Here is an 18,606-nt window from a genome sequence, read left to right as displayed (position 1 = left end):
TCAGTCGTCTGAAGCCAGTGCGAGTTGCTGGTAGCTCTCGCGGAACACGTCAAACTGTGCGATTCGTTGTTCAGTGAACTGCTTGAACCGCGCCATCTCGGAAGACGGAATGGGCTTGGCGTCCGGCAGCTTGACCGTGCGGGAGTTCCGCGGCGCCCCATTCAGCCTGAACTCGTAATGCAGGTGAGGGCCGGTAACCATGCCCGACGAGCCAACATGTCCGATGGTTTGACCCTGCTTGACGCGGGTGCCGTTCTTGATGTCTTTACCGAGCCGGCTCATGTGCGCATACAGCGTGGTAATGTTATCACCGTGCTGCAGGATAACGGTGCGTCCGTATCCACCTTTCCAGCCGGCGAATTTCACCCGACCTGACCCTGCCGCCTTGATGGGGGTGCCGGGAGGCGCTGCGTAATCGGTGCCTTCGTGCGGGCGGACAACGTCCAGAACGGGATGGCGGCGCTGCAGGTTGAAGGGAGAAGAAATTCGGGCATTGATGGGAGTTCGCAGGAATGCCTTGCGCATGCTTTTGCCATCGGGGGCGTAATAATCGCTGTCACCGTTGCTGTCGGTATAAAGCAGTGCGAGGTTTTCTTCACCACGGTTAACAAATCGCGCAGACAGGATTTGACCGGTGTCGAACTTTTCGCCGTCCAGGTAGAGTTCTTCATAAACCACTTCGAACTGGTCGCCCTTCCGGACATCGTAGACAAAGTCGATATCCCAGCCGAAGATGCCGGCAAGCTCCATGGTCAGGCGGTCATTTAGGCCGGCTTCGCGTGCAGCAAGATAAAGAGAGCCATCGATTGTGCCCGATGCAAAGGCTGGCCGAGCTTCCGGCTTGCGAACTTCGGTTTCGCCGGTAAAGCTCTCGCCGTCCTTCGTGATCTTGAGGGTCTCCAAACGATTTCTCTGAAGGTCAATGGCGGCAATTGAGCCATCTTCCGTGGTCGCAAATCGGATGGTCTCGCCAGCGTAGAGTCGCTGAAGCTTTTCGGCCTCGCCGTCGCCGTGAATGACTGAAAGCATGATGCCGTCATTGAAGCCGGCTTTCTTGAACAGAGAGGAAAGCGTGTCGCCAGATTTGATAGCGAAGGTTTGCCAGTCCAGTTTCGGCTGCTTCGGAGCCACAGGTTGCTCGGGAGCGGAGAAGCTCGCCTGCTGCGCGGTCTCTGTCGCGATATCGGGTCCAGGTTTTTCCGGCTGGGTGTCTGCAACGGGAGCCTTCGGCGGTGTTGCTTGCTCTGGGGTTGCGCCGTTTTCGGAAACGGTGCCTTGCTCCAGATCCAGGGCGTAAGACATCCTTTTGGCTTCAACGTTGCTGCTGGGGCTCATAAGAATGGCAGCGGTAACAACAACGGTGGCCGCAGCGGCAATGGTAATGTGAGTTTTGGGAAACATTTTTAACACGTATCGCACCCGTTTTAATCGGCATTACGGCAGCTTGTACTACCTAATTAAAGCTGTGGTTCAAGTATAGTCCAACAGATTACCGTATAAAATGCATGCGGGACAGCGTGGAACATTACGGTTGCTGTTCCATCCTCCGGATTTCTTTTGACAGCATTGTTATAATACGCCGCCCTGTAAACTCGGTGTTGGTCAATTTCTGGTCAGCATACTGTAGCAGGGGAACAGGTAACTCACAGATTTCTTTTGTTGAACTCTGTAACTGACAGAATCTTTCCAAGATCAAAGCGGGGACGTGTTGTTCATGGCATCTATTGATGAAGCGTTGGCGATAATCAAGCGAGGCGTAGACGAACTCATTCCGGAAGATGAGCTCATTGAAAAATTGAAGGAAGGTCGTCCGCTGCGGATTAAGGCGGGTTTCGACCCCACTGCGCCCGACCTTCATCTTGGGCACACCGTTCTTATTAACAAGCTGCGGCAGTTCCAGGATCTTGGTCACGAGGTGATGTTTCTGATTGGAGATTTCACCGGAATGATCGGCGATCCCACCGGTAAAAGCGCCACACGTCCTCCTCTAACAGAGCAACAGGTCGCCGAGAACGCGGTCAGCTATAAAGAGCAGGTGTTCAAGATCCTCGATCCCGCAAAAACGCGCGTCATGTTCAATTCCGACTGGATGGGCAAGATGAGCGCCGCCGATATGATCAAGCTGGCGGGGCAATACACCGTTGCGCGCATGCTGGAGCGGGATGACTTCACCAAGCGCTACCGTGCCGAGCAGGCGATTGCGATTCACGAGTTTCTCTATCCTCTGGTTCAGGGTTATGACTCTGTGGCCATGGAGGCGGATGTTGAGCTGGGCGGTACCGACCAGAAGTTCAATCTCCTGATGGGGCGTATTCTGCAGAAGCATTACGGCCAGTTGCCCCAGGTGATCCTCACCATGCCAATTCTGGAAGGGCTTGATGGTGTCCAGAAGATGTCCAAGTCCTTGGGGAACTATGTGGGCGTCAACGACTCGCCTGGCGAAATGTACACCAAGCTGCTCTCCATGCCGGATGATCTCCTGTGGCGCTACTTTGAACTGCTGAGCTTCCGGCCGCTTGCCGAGGTGGACGAGTTCCGTAAGGCAGTTGTTGATGGCGCCAACCCCCAAGACTATAAAAAGCTGCTCGCGGAAGAGATCATTACCCGCTTTCACGATGAAGAGGCGGCCCGGACCGCTCACAAGTCAGCCGGTAACCGAGTGGCGCTCGGCGAGATCCCGGACAATGTGCCGACTGTTGAGGTGCCTTTGGAGGGGCAGTCCGAAATTCCGATGGCTGCGGTGCTTCGCCTGGCCGGGTTGGTCAAGAATGGTGCGGCAGCTCGGGACGTCCTGGGGCGTGGCGCCGTCTTTGTGAATGGTCAGAAATTCGAAGGCGATCGGATGTTTGTGGAAGGTGATGATTGCGTGATCCAGGCGGGCAAGAAGAAGATCGCCCGTGTTCTGATTACTGCGTGATCGATTTTGGGCGATTTTGAGTTTTTTTCAGAGTCGCCGTTGACACCCTTCGGCAAGTCTGTAGAATGCCCATCTCTTTCGAGGGGAGCACCGTTGAGGCGGCTCAAAAATCGAAAGGTAACTGTTTGAAAGCGCTGAAGAAAATGAGTTTCAAAATTCTTCAGAAAGCAGTTGACAGGCAGGCGATTCACTGTAGAATGCGCGCCTCGAAACAAGCAGTAAGCCGGGTCATTTTTCGGCGCTTTCCGGAGACGGAAAACATCGAAAAATAAACGGTTGACAAGGCAGCGGAACGATGTAGAATACGCGGCCTTGATTGAGCAACAGCTCAAACGCTCTTTAAAAAGTTGACCAAGTAATTCGTGTGGGCGCTGGCCGAGGTATTTCGGATACGAAATATCAGGACAGTGACTCGTCGAAATTGAGTTTTGTCTTGAGCAAGAATAGAGAATCTTCGGATTCTTGTATGATTTAAACTGAAGAGTTTGATCATGGCTCAGATTGAACGCTGGCGGCAGGCTTAACACATGCAAGTCGAGCGGTAACAGATCTAGCTTGCTAGATGCTGACGAGCGGCGGACGGGTGAGTAATGCATAGGAAACTGCCCAGTAGTGGGGGATAGCCCGGGGAAACCCGGATTAATACCGCGTACGCCCTTCGGGGGAAAGCAGGGGATCTTCGGACCTTGCGCTATTGGATGTGCCTATGTCGGATTAGCTAGTTGGTAGGGTAAAGGCCTACCAAGGCGACGATCCGTAGCTGGTCTGAGAGGATGATCAGCCACATCGGGACTGAGACACGGCCCGAACTCCTACGGGAGGCAGCAGTGGGGAATATTGGACAATGGGGGCAACCCTGATCCAGCCATGCCGCGTGTGTGAAGAAGGCTTTCGGGTTGTAAAGCACTTTCAGTGAGGAGGAAAAGTTGGTCACTAATATTGGCCAGCCTTGACGTTACTCACAGAAGAAGCACCGGCTAACTCCGTGCCAGCAGCCGCGGTAATACGGAGGGTGCAAGCGTTAATCGGAATTACTGGGCGTAAAGCGCGCGTAGGTGGTTTGATAAGCGAGATGTGAAAGCCCCGGGCTTAACCTGGGAACGGCATTTCGAACTGTCAGGCTAGAGTATGGTAGAGGAGTGTGGAATTTCCTGTGTAGCGGTGAAATGCGTAGATATAGGAAGGAACACCAGTGGCGAAGGCGGCACTCTGGACCAATACTGACACTGAGGTGCGAAAGCGTGGGGAGCAAACAGGATTAGATACCCTGGTAGTCCACGCCGTAAACGATGTCTACTAGCCGTTGGGACTCTTGAAGTCTTAGTGGCGCAGCTAACGCACTAAGTAGACCGCCTGGGGAGTACGGCCGCAAGGTTAAAACTCAAATGAATTGACGGGGGCCCGCACAAGCGGTGGAGCATGTGGTTTAATTCGACGCAACGCGAAGAACCTTACCTGGCCTTGACATGCAGAGAACTTTCCAGAGATGGATTGGTGCCTTCGGGAACTCTGACACAGGTGCTGCATGGCCGTCGTCAGCTCGTGTCGTGAGATGTTGGGTTAAGTCCCGTAACGAGCGCAACCCCTATCCCTAGTTGCTAGCAGTTCGGCTGAGAACTCTAGGGAGACTGCCGGTGACAAACCGGAGGAAGGTGGGGATGACGTCAGGTCATCATGGCCCTTACGGCCAGGGCTACACACGTGCTACAATGGTGCGCACAGAGGGCTGCAAACCCGCGAGGGGGAGCCAATCTCACAAAACGCATCGTAGTCCGGATCGCAGTCTGCAACTCGACTGCGTGAAGTCGGAATCGCTAGTAATCGTGAATCAGAATGTCACGGTGAATACGTTCCCGGGCCTTGTACACACCGCCCGTCACACCATGGGAGTGGATTGCACCAGAAGTGGTTAGTCTAACCTTCGGGAGGACGATCACCACGGTGTGGTTCATGACTGGGGTGAAGTCGTAACAAGGTAGCCGTAGGGGAACCTGCGGCTGGATCACCTCCTTAAACGAAGCCGAATGCTTCGGTCAGAGTCCACACGAATTACTTGGTTGGCTAATAAAGAGAGCAGATGGGTCTTTGCAGGCCCGTGTTTTGGGTCTGTAGCTCAGGTGGTTAGAGCGCACCCCTGATAAGGGTGAGGTCGGTGGTTCAAGTCCACCCAGACCCACCAGAATTACGTAGCTCGTCGTTGTGTCCGGACTTGCATAGCAGGCTATGTGGCGCCCGAACACGCCTAGATCTACGCAATTCTTGATAGCTTTATATTGGGGCTATAGCTCAGCTGGGAGAGCGCCTGCCTTGCACGCAGGAGGTCGGCAGTTCGATCCTGCCTAGCTCCACCAAACATTTTACTGACTAACTTAGGTTAGCAGTGTACAGAAACAAGCTTTTCAGTTGTGTGACTCGATTAAGAGTTATCGCTGAAGATCTTCTTTCTGATCACTGGGTCAGATTTGCTCTTTAACAAATTGGACGAGATAGAACACGATTGATGGATTCCATTATCTCCGGAATTCATTGATCAGAGTGATAACGATTTCAAGCGTTATCCGGTGTTGTCGTTGAAGTGGTTGTTCTATTGCTTCAAGTGGCTGTCTCGAAGAAAACGTTGCCATCAGGCTTGCCTGGTGAAGACGCGACTTCGTGATCAGTTGTCTTGGGGTTATATAGTCAAGCAACTAAGCGCATACGGTGGATGCCTTGGCAGTCAGAGGCGATGAAAGACGTGGAAGCCTGCGATAAGGTTCGGGGAGCTGGCAAACAAGCTGTGATCCGGGCATTTCTGAATGGGGAAACCCACCCGATTTCGGTCGGGTATCTTGCACTGAATACATAGGTGTAAGAGGCGAACCGGGGGAACTGAAACATCTAAGTACCCCGAGGAAAAGAAATCAACCGAGATTCCCTAAGTAGCGGCGAGCGAACGGGGATTAGCCCTTAAGCTAAACAACTGGTAGGAGAAGGCTCTGGAAAGTGCCGCCATAGTGGGTGATAGCCCCGTATCCGAAACCTGAGTTTGGTGAAATCGAGTAGGACGGGACACGTGATATCCTGTCTGAACATGGGGGGACCATCCTCCAAGGCTAAATACTCCTGACTGACCGATAGTGAACCAGTACCGTGAGGGAAAGGCGAAAAGAACCCCTGTGAGGGGAGTGAAATAGATCCTGAAACCGTATGCGTACAAGCAGTCGGAGCGGACTTGTTCCGTGACGGCGTACCTTTTGTATAATGGGTCAGCGACTTATGTTCAGTGGCGAGGTTAACCGTTTAGGGGAGCCGTAGGGAAACCGAGTCTGAATAGGGCGATTTAGTCGCTGGGCATAGACCCGAAACCGGGCGATCTATCCATGAGCAGGTTGAAGGTTGAGTAACATCAACTGGAGGACCGAACCCACTGTCGTTGAAAAGCCAGGGGATGACTTGTGGATCGGAGTGAAAGGCTAATCAAGCCCGGAGATAGCTGGTTCTCCCCGAAAGCTATTTAGGTAGCGCCTCGGACGAATACCACAGGGGGTAGAGCACTGTTTCGGCTAGGGGGTCATCCCGACTTACCAACCCGATGCAAACTCCGAATACCTGTGAGTACTATCCGGGAGACACACGGCGGGTGCTAACGTCCGTCGTGAAGAGGGAAACAACCCAGACCGCCAGCTAAGGTCCCCAAGTACCAGTTAAGTGGGAAACGATGTGGGAAGGCTCAGACAGCTAGGAGGTTGGCTTAGAAGCAGCCATCCTTTAAAGAAAGCGTAATAGCTCACTAGTCGAGTCGGCCTGCGCGGAAGATGTAACGGGGCTCAAACTGGTCACCGAAGCTGCGGCTGCATACTTTGTATGCGGGGTAGGGGAGCGTTCTGTAAGCCTGCGAAGGTGTGTTGAGAAGCATGCTGGAGGTATCAGAAGTGCGAATGCTGACATGAGTAACGACAATGGGAGTGAAAAACTCCCACGCCGGAAGACCAAGGGTTCCTGCGCAACGCTAATCGGCGCAGGGTGAGTCGGCCCCTAAGGCGAGACCGAAAGGTGTAGTCGATGGGAAACGGGTTAATATTCCCGTACCTTGGATAGCTGCGATGGAGAGACGGAGAAGGCTAGGTGAGCCGGGCGACGGTTGTCCCGGTTTAAGCGAGTAGGGAGTGGACTTAGGCAAATCCGGGTCCACAATCTCGAGACGCGACGACGACTGCTCTTAGAGCGGGAAGTCATTGATGCCATGCTTCCAGGAAAATCTTCTAAGCTTCAGGCTATTCGAGACCGTACCCCAAACCGACACAGGTGGTCAGGTAGAGAATACCAAGGCGCTTGAGAGAACTCGGGTAAAGGAACTAGGCAAAATGGTGCCGTAACTTCGGGAGAAGGCACGCTGGTGTTAGGTGATACCCCTGCGGGTGGAGCTGAAGCCAGTCGAAGATACCAGGCCCCTGCGACTGTTTATTAAAAACACAGCACTGTGCAAACACGAAAGTGGACGTATACGGTGTGACGCCTGCCCGGTGCCGGAAGGTTAATTGATGGGGTTAGCGCTTGCGCGAAGCTCTTGATCGAAGCCCCGGTAAACGGCGGCCGTAACTATAACGGTCCTAAGGTAGCGAAATTCCTTGTCGGGTAAGTTCCGACCTGCACGAATGGCGTAACGATGGGGGCGCTGTCTCTACCCGAGACTCAGTGAAATTGAAATCGCCGTGAAGATGCGGTGTATCCGCGGCTAGACGGAAAGACCCCGTGAACCTTTACTATAGCTTCACAGTGAACTTTGAGCATGTTTGTGTAGGATAGCTGGGAGGCTTTGAAGTGGGAACGCCAGTTCTCATGGAGCCAACCTTGAAATACCAGCCTGACATGTTTGAGGTTCTAACTTCGACCCCTTATCGGGGTTAAGGACACTGTGTGGTGGGTAGTTTGACTGGGGCGGTCTCCTCCCAAAGCGTAACGGAGGAGCACAAAGGTGGGCTAAGCATGGTCGGACATCATGCGGTTAGTGTAATGGCACAAGCCCGCTTAACTGCGAGACAGACACGTCGAGCAGGTACGAAAGTAGGTCATAGTGATCCGGTGGTTCTGTATGGAAGGGCCATCGCTCAACGGATAAAAGGTACTCCGGGGATAACAGGCTGATACCGCCCAAGAGTTCACATCGACGGCGGTGTTTGGCACCTCGATGTCGGCTCATCACATCCTGGGGCTGAAGCCGGTCCCAAGGGTATGGCTGTTCGCCATTTAAAGTGGTACGCGAGCTGGGTTTAGAACGTCGTGAGACAGTTCGGTCCCTATCTGCCGTGGACGTTGGAGATTTGAGGAAAGCTGCTCCTAGTACGAGAGGACCGGAGTGGACGAACCTCTGGTGTTCGGGTTGTCACGCCAGTGGCATTGCCCGGTAGCTATGTTCGGATAGGATAACCGCTGAAAGCATCTAAGCGGGAAGCCCCTTCCAAGATGAGATCTCCCTGGACCCTTGAGGTCCCTGAAGAGCCGTTCAAGACCAGGACGTTGATAGGTCGGGTGTGTAAGCGCTGCGAGGCGTTGAGCTAACCGATACTAATTGCTCGTGCGGCTTGACTATATAACACCCAAGACAATTGCGGATAACGCAGAGCCTAACCGCTCATACGAAATCAACATCACTCAGCTCCATCTCGTCCCCCAGTGATCAACCGTTTTGCCTGACGACCATAGCGGTCTGGAACCACCTGATCCCATCCCGAACTCAGACGTGAAACAGACCTGCGCCGATGGTAGTGTGGCGTTGCCCATGTGAGAGTAGGTCATCGTCAGGCTCCTAATTCCTAAACCCCAGCATCCTCGATGCTGGGGTTTTTTATTGCCTGAAATTCGGCAAATCCCAAAACCATGACACTGTGCACAGTGACAACATGTAACCGCGGTTAAACCTCTGTAAAAGAACTGGCTAAAACAACATCAAAAATCCAAGCCAGCCTCAGAGACGCTCATCAGCCATCTTTAAATCAGCCGCCAAAAATAAAAAGCGGCAGCGGTGAGATGTGACTATGAGTAAAAAAATTTCTTCGTTTTTCCTTCTGCCTTTTTTGGCCTCGGGGGTCAACGCCGCACTGCGCCCGATTTCAGATCAACAGATGTCAGAGGTCACAGGGCAGGCTTTTGTATCGGTTGACCGCCAATACCATCCTGATGCCAACGACAATACCGCTTATACCCGGGTCAATCTTGGAATGGATATCGACATCCAGGCCAATGTGGATGTCCTGGAAATGGGCCGTTACGAACGGGATGGTGAAAAGCCGGGCACCTCGGATGTCTATATCGAGGATTTCGCCCTTGGCTACATCAACAATCAGGCTTACTTTGACGCCAACCCCAAAGCTCCGAACCACCGAAAGCACGACGGCAGCGCCTATGCCGAAGGGGAGATCGTTCCTTTTTTCATCCAGAATCCTTTCCTCGAGTTTGCCTTCGACGAAGATACCGACGAAGTCGTCGGTTTCCGACTGGGATTCGGTGAATCAATGGGTGTTCTCTCCGGCAAGATTGAGACGCTGACCGGGAATGTGAACGTGGATATCATTGACCGCGGTGAGGGACTCTCCCAGGCAGACTCTTCCGGGAATCTGTTTGACCAACTGATTGTTCTCCTGACTATCAATGCCTGCACACAGGACGGCTCCACCTGCGGCTCACGAATACTGATGAGCAATTTTGCCTTTGAGCTGGCCATGGGCAACCAGCTTCAGCCGGTATTCTTCGACGTTGATGACAGTGGAAACTTTGTGCTGGAGGTGGCCCCGACTCGACGCCCTCAACCGGGCGGGATCGGTGCTGACGGTTTCAGGGGTAGCAGGGATGCGGCAGCCTGGGATTTTTACGAGTTTTATTACATCAACCCGGAATTTCGCAGCAATCTGAAGACCGGAAATTTCAGTGTTGGCGACCACGATTTTGACTCTGCCCGCATACAAGGAATGCTGATACAGCATCTCAATATTAAAACGAGGGATCTGAGCCAATGAACTACATCATGCGCAGCACGTCGCTCACTCCAACGGTTTTGCTGCTTCCGCTGCCGACTCTCGCAGAACTCTCCTGACTAGGTGATGAAGCTCTCTCCGGGATCTCAGGCCAAGGGGGGATCTACCTGTCCGGCGACATCAGCATCAATGAAATGGGCGGTCCGGTTGAGAGCAGTTATTTCGGACGTTGTGATGACGTGGACAGGAAGTGTGGCGCCCGTTTTGCCTACCGTCTGAAAGAAAACGGCGGATGGATGGTGCTTGATGACATTCGGGGCAATTTCGCGTTTGAGGGCCTGACACTGCGGGTCCGCACAGTCGATTCGGGGTTCGGTGGTGATGGCGAGCTGTTCAATCGGGATGTGCTGGAGCTTGGGCTGCCCAATACTGTTCGGTTCAACGACGTTCAATTCAAGATTTCCTCGAGCAGCACGGCCCGGCCCACCGACCCTGGCTTTCAGCAGACCGACACATTCTCTGTCGATATGCGAGGGGACGTTGTGATGGAGGGTAACCTGCTCGTGTTTCCGACGGGGAATCCATGAGATTGAAGAGGTTAACGGTTATGGGCGCGCCAGATAGCATAAAACAACTTGCCCCGATTGCCAGCGGGCTGTTTTGTGTGATCCTCGCCTCCCCGGTGGTCGCTGACATGAAAAGCCTGGACGATTCTACTCTGGCAAGCATCAGTGGCCAGAGTGGCTTGTCCGTGGAGCTCGATCTTGGCCTGACCGCAGATCGGTTGTCTTTTATTGATGATGGCAATGGCATTCATCTCGAAGGCTTCCGTATCGGTTCAGCCTTTGATCCTTCGGGTCAGGCATTTCATCTCATCCAGATAGATATTGAGGAGCATGCGTCCCTTAATCTCGATTACCTGGTTGAAGACCGCCGGATCGAGTTCGGTGATATCCTGCTTGCAGGGGCGCCTGGTGTCAGTATGGGGGGCATCTTCTTCGATCATTCTCTGGAAGGGTATTTGACTATAAGCCAGGGAAGCTCCGTTGGTGGCTCTGGCTACACGTTTGACTCTGCCTACACCATGACCGGTGGTCGCCTCGGGTATCGCACCAATGGCAATGAGGTTTTTCTGGACGATATCACCATGAACGTGGAAGCGTTGGGTGTAACGTTGGACCTGGTAGGCGACACTCTGACTCTGAATGCGCCCAGACTAACTGGGGATTGGGAAGTAGGCGCGATCCGTTACAGCAACAGTCCCCTGAACCATGGCGTCTCCGTTGATTCCGGCACCGGCCAGCCGCTGCCCAGTTATGGCAGCCTGAGCGGAAGTTATGATCTCTCTTCCAGCACAAGGTTTACCGCAGGCGGGCGCACCGGGGAGGGCCTTCGCATCGATAACGAAACAGTCATCCATTCCGCTTCCTTTCGTTACCGGGACGACGGACAGGCCCTGGTCCTTCGCGACGTCACCGGTGCCTACCGGATCAACGACCTCCGGCTGGACGTGGCGGCCGACTGGCGGAACCGCTCGGCTCTCGCCCTGTCCCTTGGTTCAATGGACGGGCAGTTCAGCATCGGTGCCATTGAGCTTGGCGGCAATGGCAAGAGTATCGCTCAGGTGAATGTCAGCTTTCTGCTTGAGGATCAGGTATTCAACGGCCGCAATTATACCAATGCCGTCTATCTGCAGGGTTGCGGACACCCTGACGCCAGCCCCCAGGGCTTGCGGCTAGGTGCCGAATGGAGTCTGCGGCTCGCCGATTTCAGCTACACCGAAGACGGCAATCGGGTGATCTTCAGTGGCCTGCAGTCCTGGGGCCAGGGCGCTGTGACGGTCAACGTAACTCGCGATGATGTTATCAATGGCACCAAATTCTTCGATGGTCTGCGCATCGGTTTTGAGGATATCAGTGCGGGTTATCGGATCAATGGCCTGCGGGTGGGACGTGAGGATGCCCCCTTGCAGGGTGGTACAGAATTGATGCTGGCCCTGGGGTTCTACCCGGCCTACGAGTTCGAGCTGGATGGCCATATGACGCTTGGTGCCGGCGGTACATCGGGTGAAGGTATCACCATCAATTCCGATGTCCGGATTCGCGATGGCAGAGCCGCGGTTATCGCTGTGCCTTATGATCAGGGTAACGGTGAGGTCCCCCAGAAGGGCCTCTGGATTACCGAGCTGGATTATGACGCCCACGTCAGCGACATGACAGTCGATGTTACGGAGGAGGGGCTTGCGATTATCAAAGGTGAAGCCTGGAGCACCATGGATATCGGCAACGTGAGGATCGGCAACAAGGAATCCGGTCAGAGTTTTGGTCGTTTCGTGGTTCAGAAATACGAAACCGGCATCAGTATGACAGTAGCGCCTGGAGGCGCCGGTAATGTCTGCGCCGGTGGCATGGGTGACAGCCCATCCACCTGTGCCGCCTCCGGGGGCGTTTGGGAAACCCGGGGTGAGGAAGGGCTGACTGTCCGGTTGAAGCAGGTGTTTGCCAAGGCCGCCGGTGAGGACCGAAAAAACGCGCTGATCTGGGAAACTAATCGGCAAACCAATGGCGCTGGCGAAGCCATGAACGGAACGGGCATGCGTCTGGTTCTCGACGATATCCATACCAGCGATGGCGGCGACTTCGATGGTGACGGTGTTGAGGATAATTCTTTTGGTGTGCGGACCGATCTTGCCGTGGATGTTTATCAGACCCGGGTTGTGAAAAAGGCGGACGGTCCGGACGCTATGGGTGTGGTTGGTTACCGCGGTGACGAAAAAATCATGGATGGCTCATTCGCAGCCGGTTATCGCTATGTGACCAATCCGACCCTCCAGGAAACCGAAAATCGACCGCTTGGCTTTGCGGTGGAGGCGAGAAGCCAGTTAAAGGAACTCTCCATTAATAACATCGATCTGGTTCACCCGGTTGGCGGTCCACAGACTGCTGTTTATGGCGTAAAAATGCAGAACTTTGATATCAAGGCCAACCTGACCGCAACACCGATTCCCTGATTTGTCGGCAGCTGTTTCGCAAAGCCCGGCTGCTGACTTTGTTTTTTTCTTTTCCCTGGTGTTTAATCCGGCCTTACCCAATCTCATGGCTGGATGCGTCTTATGAAATCCAAAGCACTTATAGAGCTGCTCAGTGACGGACAGGTCCACTCGGGGGCTGCATTGGCCGAGAAACTCGGGGTCAGTCGCACGGCGATCTGGAAGCAGATCCGCCGGGCGATGGAGGAGGGGGCTGAGATTGCCACGATCCGTGGGCGCGGATACCAGTTGGTATCACGGGTTGACCTGCTCGACCGGGCGGTGGTGCTTGATGGCATCGCATCCAGTCGGAAAAAGGATCTTGCGCTGACCGTACTCGACGAAGTGGATTCAACCAATGCCGAGGTGATCCGGCAGATCACGGCCGGGACCAAGGCTATTCCAGTGGTCATGGCTGACTGCCAGACTTCCGGGCGAGGGCGACGAGGGCGGGTGTGGCAAAGCCCTCGAGGTGAAAATCTGTATCTCAGTATGGGGCTGACTTTCCATGGTGGTTTCGGAGTTCTGGATGGATTGAGCCTGGTGCTGGGTGTTGCGGTGGCCAATGCCCTGGAGCGACTCGGAGTGCCTGATGTTGGGCTTAAATGGCCAAATGATATTTTCCTGCCGAATGGCAAGCTTGGCGGTATTCTCGTGGAACTTCAGGGCGAGCTGGAGGAAGGGGTAGTGCAAGTGATTGCCGGCATCGGCCTTAACGTTCACATGTCCCGGGCGGATGGTGTAGATCAACCCTGGAGCAGTCTTGCCAGGGTGTGCCCGGACGTGGACTGGTCCCGGAATCAGATTGGCAGCGCCATTATTGATGCTGTCCTGGATGCCGTGCCGCTGTTCTCAGATGTCGGTTTCGCGGATTTTCGGGAGCCCTGGCAGCGCCGGGATATCTTTATCGGGAAATCGCTTCAGGCTCGAGGCGGAGATGTGGAAGGCGTGGGCTGCGGTATTGATGATGCCGGGAACTATCGGATCCGGACTCAAGCGGGGATTGTTCCGGTGCGCGCAGGGGAAATCAGTCTGCGAGTAGTGTCATGAAGCTCTTTATCGATGCAGGCAATACCCGGTTGAAATGGTGTATTGATGACCAGGGTCAGACGCTGGCATCAGGTACAGGCTCACTGGAAGAAGACAACCCGTTAAGTTCCGCCGGAGAGCTCATCAAGCAGGTCAGAGGCGTTGCAATATCTACCGTCGCTTCTGAGGAAAGGCGTGAGCGTCTGATGCATTCGCTTGCTAAGCTCTGTCCCGCGCCGGTTCGGTTCTACTGGTCCGAACAGGCCCGTAACGGCCTGATAAACGCCTACCAGGACGTCTCAAGAATGGGGGCGGATCGGTGGCATGCAATGTACGGTGCATGGCTGGACCACAAGCAGGGCTTCGTGGTGGTGGATGCTGGCAGCGCCGTCACTGTCGATTATGTGAATAAGCATGGCCAGCACCTGGGTGGTTATATTCTGCCCGGCCTGCAGATGATGTTGCGGAGCCTCCGGACCGACGCGGCTCGAATCTGGTTCGACCCTGAACAGGGGTTGGCAACGGATCCGGGGAGGAGTACCGGAGAATGCGTGAACCATGGTCTTGCCTGGCTCTCTGGCGCCATGATTGAGCGCGTGATCGCGGACGCCCGAAAGTATGCCCTGTCCGATTTGCTGGTGACTGGCGGCGACGCGAATCGGCTGGTCGGCCTTGGGCTCCCTGGTATCCATCGCGGTGACCTTGTGCTGTCAGGATTGCGTGCGATTCATGCTGAGGACACGTCCGAATGAGGTGGTTGGCATTTGTGCTGGTCCTGGTGAGTGTTGGTGTTTTTTACCTGCCGAACTTCGTCGGGCCCTCGGGTGAAATGGCCAAAGTCGCCAGTGGCAGTTTGCCGAGGGTGGCCAGCCTGAAATCACCGGAGCTCCGGGATGTTGAGATGGGGGTGCCTCCGGGGCAGGCTGAGCTGTCATGTGCGCGGCTTGGCTGGATAGAAAGTGCGGAGCTCGCTCGGAGGCTCGTGGATAATCAGCCCCTTGCAGAAGAGGCTGGCTTCAAGGTTGAAGAGGTCGAAAGGGAGCTGCCGCCATTGCACTGGGTCCTTATCCCGCCCCAGCCTGAAAATGTTGCGTTGCAGCAATTTCGAGACATTCAGCGCCAGGGAATTGATTCCTATCTGGTCACCGAGGGCGAAAACCGCAATGCCATTTCCCTGGGCCTGTTCGAATCAAGGGAATCTGCAATATCCGTGCTGGAAGAAAAAAAACGTCAGAATCTTAATGCGGTACTGGTCAACTTCCCCCGAAATCAGATAAGCTACGCGCTCTCTTTTGAGGCTGAACCAGAACTCGCTGAAGAACTGGTTCAGGCGGTGAAAGCGGATTACGGCAGCAATTTTGATTTCGTTGAAATCAGGCCTTGTGAGGGTGTTGCAACGCCAGAAAAAAATCCGTAGTATACCGCCCTCGCTGACGAGGCGAATGTGAGCTGGCGTAGCTCAGTTGGTAGAGCAGCTGACTTGTAATCAGCAGGTCGGGGGTTCGATTCCGTCCGCCAGCTCCACTTAAGTTTTGACGGATTTGCATTGGCGAATCCGACTCGGAGGGGTTCCCGAGTGGCCAAAGGGATCAGACTGTAAATCTGACGGCATCGCCTTCGCAGGTTCGAATCCTGCCCCCTCCACCACTAAATTGCTCGCGGGCATCGTATAGTGGCTATTACCTCAGCCTTCCAAGCTGATGACGCGGGTTCGATTCCCGCTGCCCGCTCCAATTTGTTTTGTAATGCTCATGTAGCTCAGTTGGTAGAGCACACCCTTGGTAAGGGTGAGGTCGGCGGTTCAAATCCGCCCATGAGCTCCATTATTTATCCGGTCAGCGTTACGGTCCAGGTTGACTAGGGGGATTGGTCGAATGTCTAAAGAAAAGTTTGATCGCAGTAAGCCGCACTTGAACGTAGGCACCATTGGTCACGTTGACCATGGTAAAACCACTTTGACTGCCGCCCTGACCCGTGTGTGTCACGAAGTGTGGGGCACAGGATCTGCCAGTGCGTTTGATCAGATCGATAACGCACCGGAAGAGCGTGCGCGTGGTATCACTATCGCGACCTCTCACGTTGAGTACGATTCCCCGACCCGTCACTACGCACACGTAGACTGCCCGGGCCACGCTGACTATGTGAAGAACATGATCACTGGTGCGGCGCAGATGGACGGCGCGATCCTGGTCTGCTCCGCAGCTGACGGCCCCATGCCGCAGACTCGTGAGCACATCCTGCTGTCCCGTCAGGTTGGCGTGCCCTTCATCGTTGTGTTCCTGAACAAAGCGGACATGGTAGACGACGAAGAGCTGCTCGAGTTGGTCGAGATGGAAGTTCGCGATCTGCTGAGCCAGTACGACTTCCCGGGTGACGACACTCCGATCGTGACTGGTTCCGCGCTGATGGCGCTGGAAGGCAAAGATGACAACGAGATGGGCACTACCGCTGTCAAGAAGCTGGTAGAGGCTCTGGATGACTACATCCCCGAGCCGGAGCGTGCGATCGATCAGCCGTTCCTGATGCCGATCGAGGACGTCTTCTCTATCTCCGGTCGTGGTACCGTTGTGACCGGCCGTGTTGAGCGTGGCATTATCAAGGTTGGTGAAGAGGTGGAAATTGTTGGTATCAAGGATACCGTCAAGACTACCTGCACCGGTGTTGAGATGTTCCGCAAGCTGCTGGACGAAGGTCGTGCTGGTGAGAACGTGGGTGTTCTGCTGCGTGGTACCAAGCGTGATGACGTTGAGCGTGGTCAGGTTCTGTGTAAGCCGGGCACAATCAAGCCGCACACCAAGTTCGAGTGCGAAGTGTACGTGCTGTCCAAAGAAGAAGGCGGTCGTCATACTCCGTTCTTCAAGGGCTACCGTCCGCAGTTCTACTTCCGTACCACCGACGTAACCGGTTCTTGCGAGCTGCCGGAAGGTGTGGAAATGGTTATGCCGGGTGACAACGTCAAGATGAGTGTTACCCTGATTGCTCCGATCGCCATGGAAGATGGCCTGCGCTTCGCGATTCGCGAAGGTGGTCGTACCGTTGGTGCCGGAGTGGTTGCAAAGATCATCGAGTAATTGACTCGAGAGTAAGTGCGCTGAGTTGTTTCGGTGCAGGCCAGTAGCTCAATTGGCAGAGCAGCGGTCTCCAAAACCGCAGGTTGGGGGTTCGATTCCCTCCTGGCCTGCCATTTTTTAACATCCGGATACATAAGTTGATTCCTATGGAGTCAAAAGCCGTTCAGTCAGCCAGCCGTTTCGATTTCCTGAAGTGGCTGGTTGTTTTCGTTCTGATCGCCATCGGTGTGGTGGGGAATCAGTATTATAGTGCCGAGTCTCTGCTGTATCGGGTTCTGGCTCTTGTAGGTCTCGCAATTGTGGCGGCGCTTGTTGCCCTTCAGACCGACCGCGGTCGTCGCTTTGCGACGCTGTTGAAGGAAGCGAGAGTAGAGATCCGGAAAGTGGTATGGCCCACCAGGCCTGAGCTCGTGCAGACGACAGCTATTGTTGTGGTGTTTGTGCTGGTTGTGGCTCTGTTGTTGTGGGGTATGGATTCGTTGATCAGCTGGCTGGTCGCCGGGTTTATCGGTTAACAGGAGTGTGCAATGGCTAAGCGCTGGTACGTCGTTCATGCGTATTCTGGCTTTGAAAAGCAGGTGATGCGCACTCTCAGGGAGCGCGTTGCGCTGAACGAGATGGAAGACCGTTTCGGCGAAATCCTGGTTCCGACCGAGGAAGTCGTCGAGATGCGAGAAGGGAAGAAGCGCAAGAGTGAGCGCAAGTTCTACCCCGGGTACGTACTGGTCCAGATGGAAATGGACGATGCGACGTGGCATCTTGTTAAGAATACTCCGCGAGTCCTTGGCTTTATTGGTGGTACCAAGGATAAGCCTGCACCGATCACCGAGAAGGAAGCGGAAGCGATCCTGCGTCGGGTTGAAAGTGGTGCTGATAAGCCCAAGCCGAAGACGCTGTTCGAGCCGGGCGAGGTTGTTCGCGTCGTTGAGGGTCCGTTTGCGGACTTTAATGGTGTGGTAGAGGAAGTTGACTACGACAAGAGTCGAGTCAAGGTTGCTGTTCTGATCTTTGGGCGTTCAACTCCGGTAGAGCTGGAGTTTGGGCAGGTCGAGAAAGACTGACCGGTAACAGGAAAGCTGAAAGCTCGCGCGCTCAAGCGACGCGGGCTTTTTGTGTCTGCTCTTAGCAGTTGTAAAAACGGGGAGCCGAGAGGCGTTTGAACCCATAGGAGATCTATCATGGCAAAGAAAATTGAAGCGTACATCAAGCTTCAGGTTGCTGCCGGTAAGGCCAACCCGAGTCCCCCCGTTGGTCCCGCTCTGGGCCAGCGCGGTGTGAACATTATGGAATTCTGCAAGGCGTTCAACGCCCAGACCCAGGACATGGAGCCTGGTCTGCCGATTCCGACAGTGATCACCGTTTACAGTGATCGCAGCTTTACCTTTATTACCAAGACTCCGCCTGCACCGGTTCTTCTGCTGAAGGCTGCTGGCATCAAGAGTGGCTCTGGCCGTCCGAATACCGATAAAGTCGGTACCGTGACCCGCGAGCAGCTTGAAGAAATTGCCAAGACCAAAGAGCCGGACCTGACTGCAGCCGATATGGACGCAGCGGTACGTACCATTGCAGGAACCGCCCGCAGCATGGGCCTGAACGTGGAGGGCCTGTAAC

At 54.6% G+C, this 18,606-nt stretch carries 12 protein-coding genes, 7 tRNA genes and 3 rRNA genes; 21 read left to right on the top strand and 1 reads right to left on the bottom strand.

Translation table 11 applies throughout. The annotated features are described in order from the left end of the window. Entirely contained in the window at positions 1 to 1,410 is a 1,410-nt protein-coding gene (locus CFT65_RS17995) for a peptidoglycan DD-metalloendopeptidase family protein (RefSeq protein ID WP_088829394.1), read from the bottom strand. A 304-nt stretch (positions 1,411 to 1,714) separates the two neighbouring features. On the opposite strand from CFT65_RS17995, the gene tyrS reads away from it, so the two are divergent. The 21 genes from tyrS to rplK all read left to right on the top strand — a co-directional run bounded on the left by tyrS (position 1,715) and on the right by rplK (position 18,605). Continuing rightward, entirely contained in the window at positions 1,715 to 2,917 is a 1,203-nt protein-coding gene (gene tyrS, locus CFT65_RS17990) for a tyrosine--tRNA ligase (protein WP_088829393.1), read from the top strand. 473 nt (positions 2,918 to 3,390) lie between these two features. Further along, positions 3,391 to 4,930, top strand: a 16S ribosomal RNA gene (locus tag CFT65_RS17980). Between the two features lie 89 nt (positions 4,931 to 5,019). Next, positions 5,020 to 5,096 (top strand) — tRNA-Ile (locus CFT65_RS17975). A gap of 96 nt (positions 5,097 to 5,192) precedes the next feature. Beyond that, positions 5,193 to 5,268: transfer RNA gene (locus CFT65_RS17970), tRNA-Ala, on the top strand. Positions 5,269 to 5,594: 326 nt separating this feature from the next. After that, positions 5,595 to 8,486, top strand: a 23S ribosomal RNA gene (locus tag CFT65_RS17965). A gap of 99 nt (positions 8,487 to 8,585) precedes the next feature. Then, positions 8,586 to 8,700, top strand: a 5S ribosomal RNA gene (rrf, locus tag CFT65_RS17960). Together the 16S, 23S and 5S rRNA genes with 2 tRNA genes alongside form the textbook arrangement of a ribosomal RNA operon. A gap of 231 nt (positions 8,701 to 8,931) precedes the next feature. Further along, entirely contained in the window at positions 8,932 to 9,909 is a 978-nt protein-coding gene (locus tag CFT65_RS19360) for a hypothetical protein (protein WP_416376654.1), read from the top strand. 101 nt (positions 9,910 to 10,010) lie between these two features. Next, positions 10,011 to 10,454: a hypothetical protein gene (locus tag CFT65_RS17950; protein WP_228705908.1), complete on the top strand. Its 444-nt coding sequence runs from the start codon at positions 10,011 to 10,013 to the stop codon at positions 10,452 to 10,454. A gap of 20 nt (positions 10,455 to 10,474) precedes the next feature. Continuing rightward, positions 10,475 to 12,877, top strand: coding sequence for a DUF6160 family protein (locus tag CFT65_RS17945; protein WP_088829391.1), 2,403 nt, complete (start codon positions 10,475 to 10,477; stop codon positions 12,875 to 12,877). Between the two features lie 102 nt (positions 12,878 to 12,979). Continuing rightward, positions 12,980 to 13,945 carry a biotin--[acetyl-CoA-carboxylase] ligase gene (locus tag CFT65_RS17940; RefSeq protein ID WP_088829390.1) on the top strand — a complete coding sequence of 322 codons (966 nt, stop codon included), beginning with the start codon at positions 12,980 to 12,982 and terminating at the stop codon, positions 13,943 to 13,945. After that, positions 13,942 to 14,676 carry a type III pantothenate kinase gene (locus CFT65_RS17935; RefSeq protein ID WP_088829389.1) on the top strand — a complete coding sequence of 245 codons (735 nt, stop codon included), beginning with the start codon at positions 13,942 to 13,944 and terminating at the stop codon, positions 14,674 to 14,676. Before CFT65_RS17940 ends, CFT65_RS17935 begins: the two co-directional genes overlap by 4 nt. Continuing rightward, entirely contained in the window at positions 14,673 to 15,341 is a 669-nt protein-coding gene (locus tag CFT65_RS17930; protein WP_228705887.1) for a hypothetical protein, read from the top strand. The genes CFT65_RS17935 and CFT65_RS17930 overlap by 4 nt, the downstream gene beginning before the upstream one ends. Positions 15,342 to 15,372: 31 nt before the next feature. Beyond that, positions 15,373 to 15,448 (top strand) — tRNA-Thr (locus CFT65_RS17925). Between the two features lie 38 nt (positions 15,449 to 15,486). Further along, positions 15,487 to 15,571 (top strand) — tRNA-Tyr (locus CFT65_RS17920). Between the two features lie 11 nt (positions 15,572 to 15,582). Then, positions 15,583 to 15,657, top strand: a tRNA-Gly gene (locus CFT65_RS17915). 14 nt (positions 15,658 to 15,671) lie between these two features. After that, positions 15,672 to 15,747 (top strand) — tRNA-Thr (locus CFT65_RS17910). Positions 15,748 to 15,798: 51 nt separating this feature from the next. Next, the gene (gene tuf, locus CFT65_RS17905; protein WP_088829388.1) at positions 15,799 to 16,995 is read left to right on the top strand and encodes an elongation factor Tu; all 1,197 of its coding nucleotides are present in this window, start codon (positions 15,799 to 15,801) and stop codon (positions 16,993 to 16,995) included. Between the two features lie 37 nt (positions 16,996 to 17,032). Next, positions 17,033 to 17,108 (top strand) — tRNA-Trp (locus tag CFT65_RS17900). 33 nt (positions 17,109 to 17,141) lie between these two features. Beyond that, positions 17,142 to 17,510, top strand: coding sequence for a preprotein translocase subunit SecE (secE, locus tag CFT65_RS17895; RefSeq protein WP_088829387.1), 369 nt, complete (start codon positions 17,142 to 17,144; stop codon positions 17,508 to 17,510). 12 nt (positions 17,511 to 17,522) lie between these two features. Continuing rightward, positions 17,523 to 18,056 (top strand): transcription termination/antitermination protein NusG, encoded by a 534-nt coding sequence (gene nusG / locus CFT65_RS17890; protein WP_088829386.1) that lies wholly within the window; start codon positions 17,523 to 17,525, stop codon positions 18,054 to 18,056. Positions 18,057 to 18,173: 117 nt separating this feature from the next. After that, entirely contained in the window at positions 18,174 to 18,605 is a 432-nt protein-coding gene (rplK, locus tag CFT65_RS17885) for a 50S ribosomal protein L11 (RefSeq protein ID WP_064228580.1), read from the top strand. The last annotated feature ends 1 nt before the right edge of the window (position 18,606 follow it).

The sequence above is a fragment of the Marinobacter sp. es.048 genome (assembly GCF_900188435.1).
GTDB lineage: Bacteria > Pseudomonadota > Gammaproteobacteria > Pseudomonadales > Oleiphilaceae > Marinobacter.
Note: the sequence above shows the minus strand (reverse complement) of the source record. Positions and strands in the feature narration are given on the sequence as shown.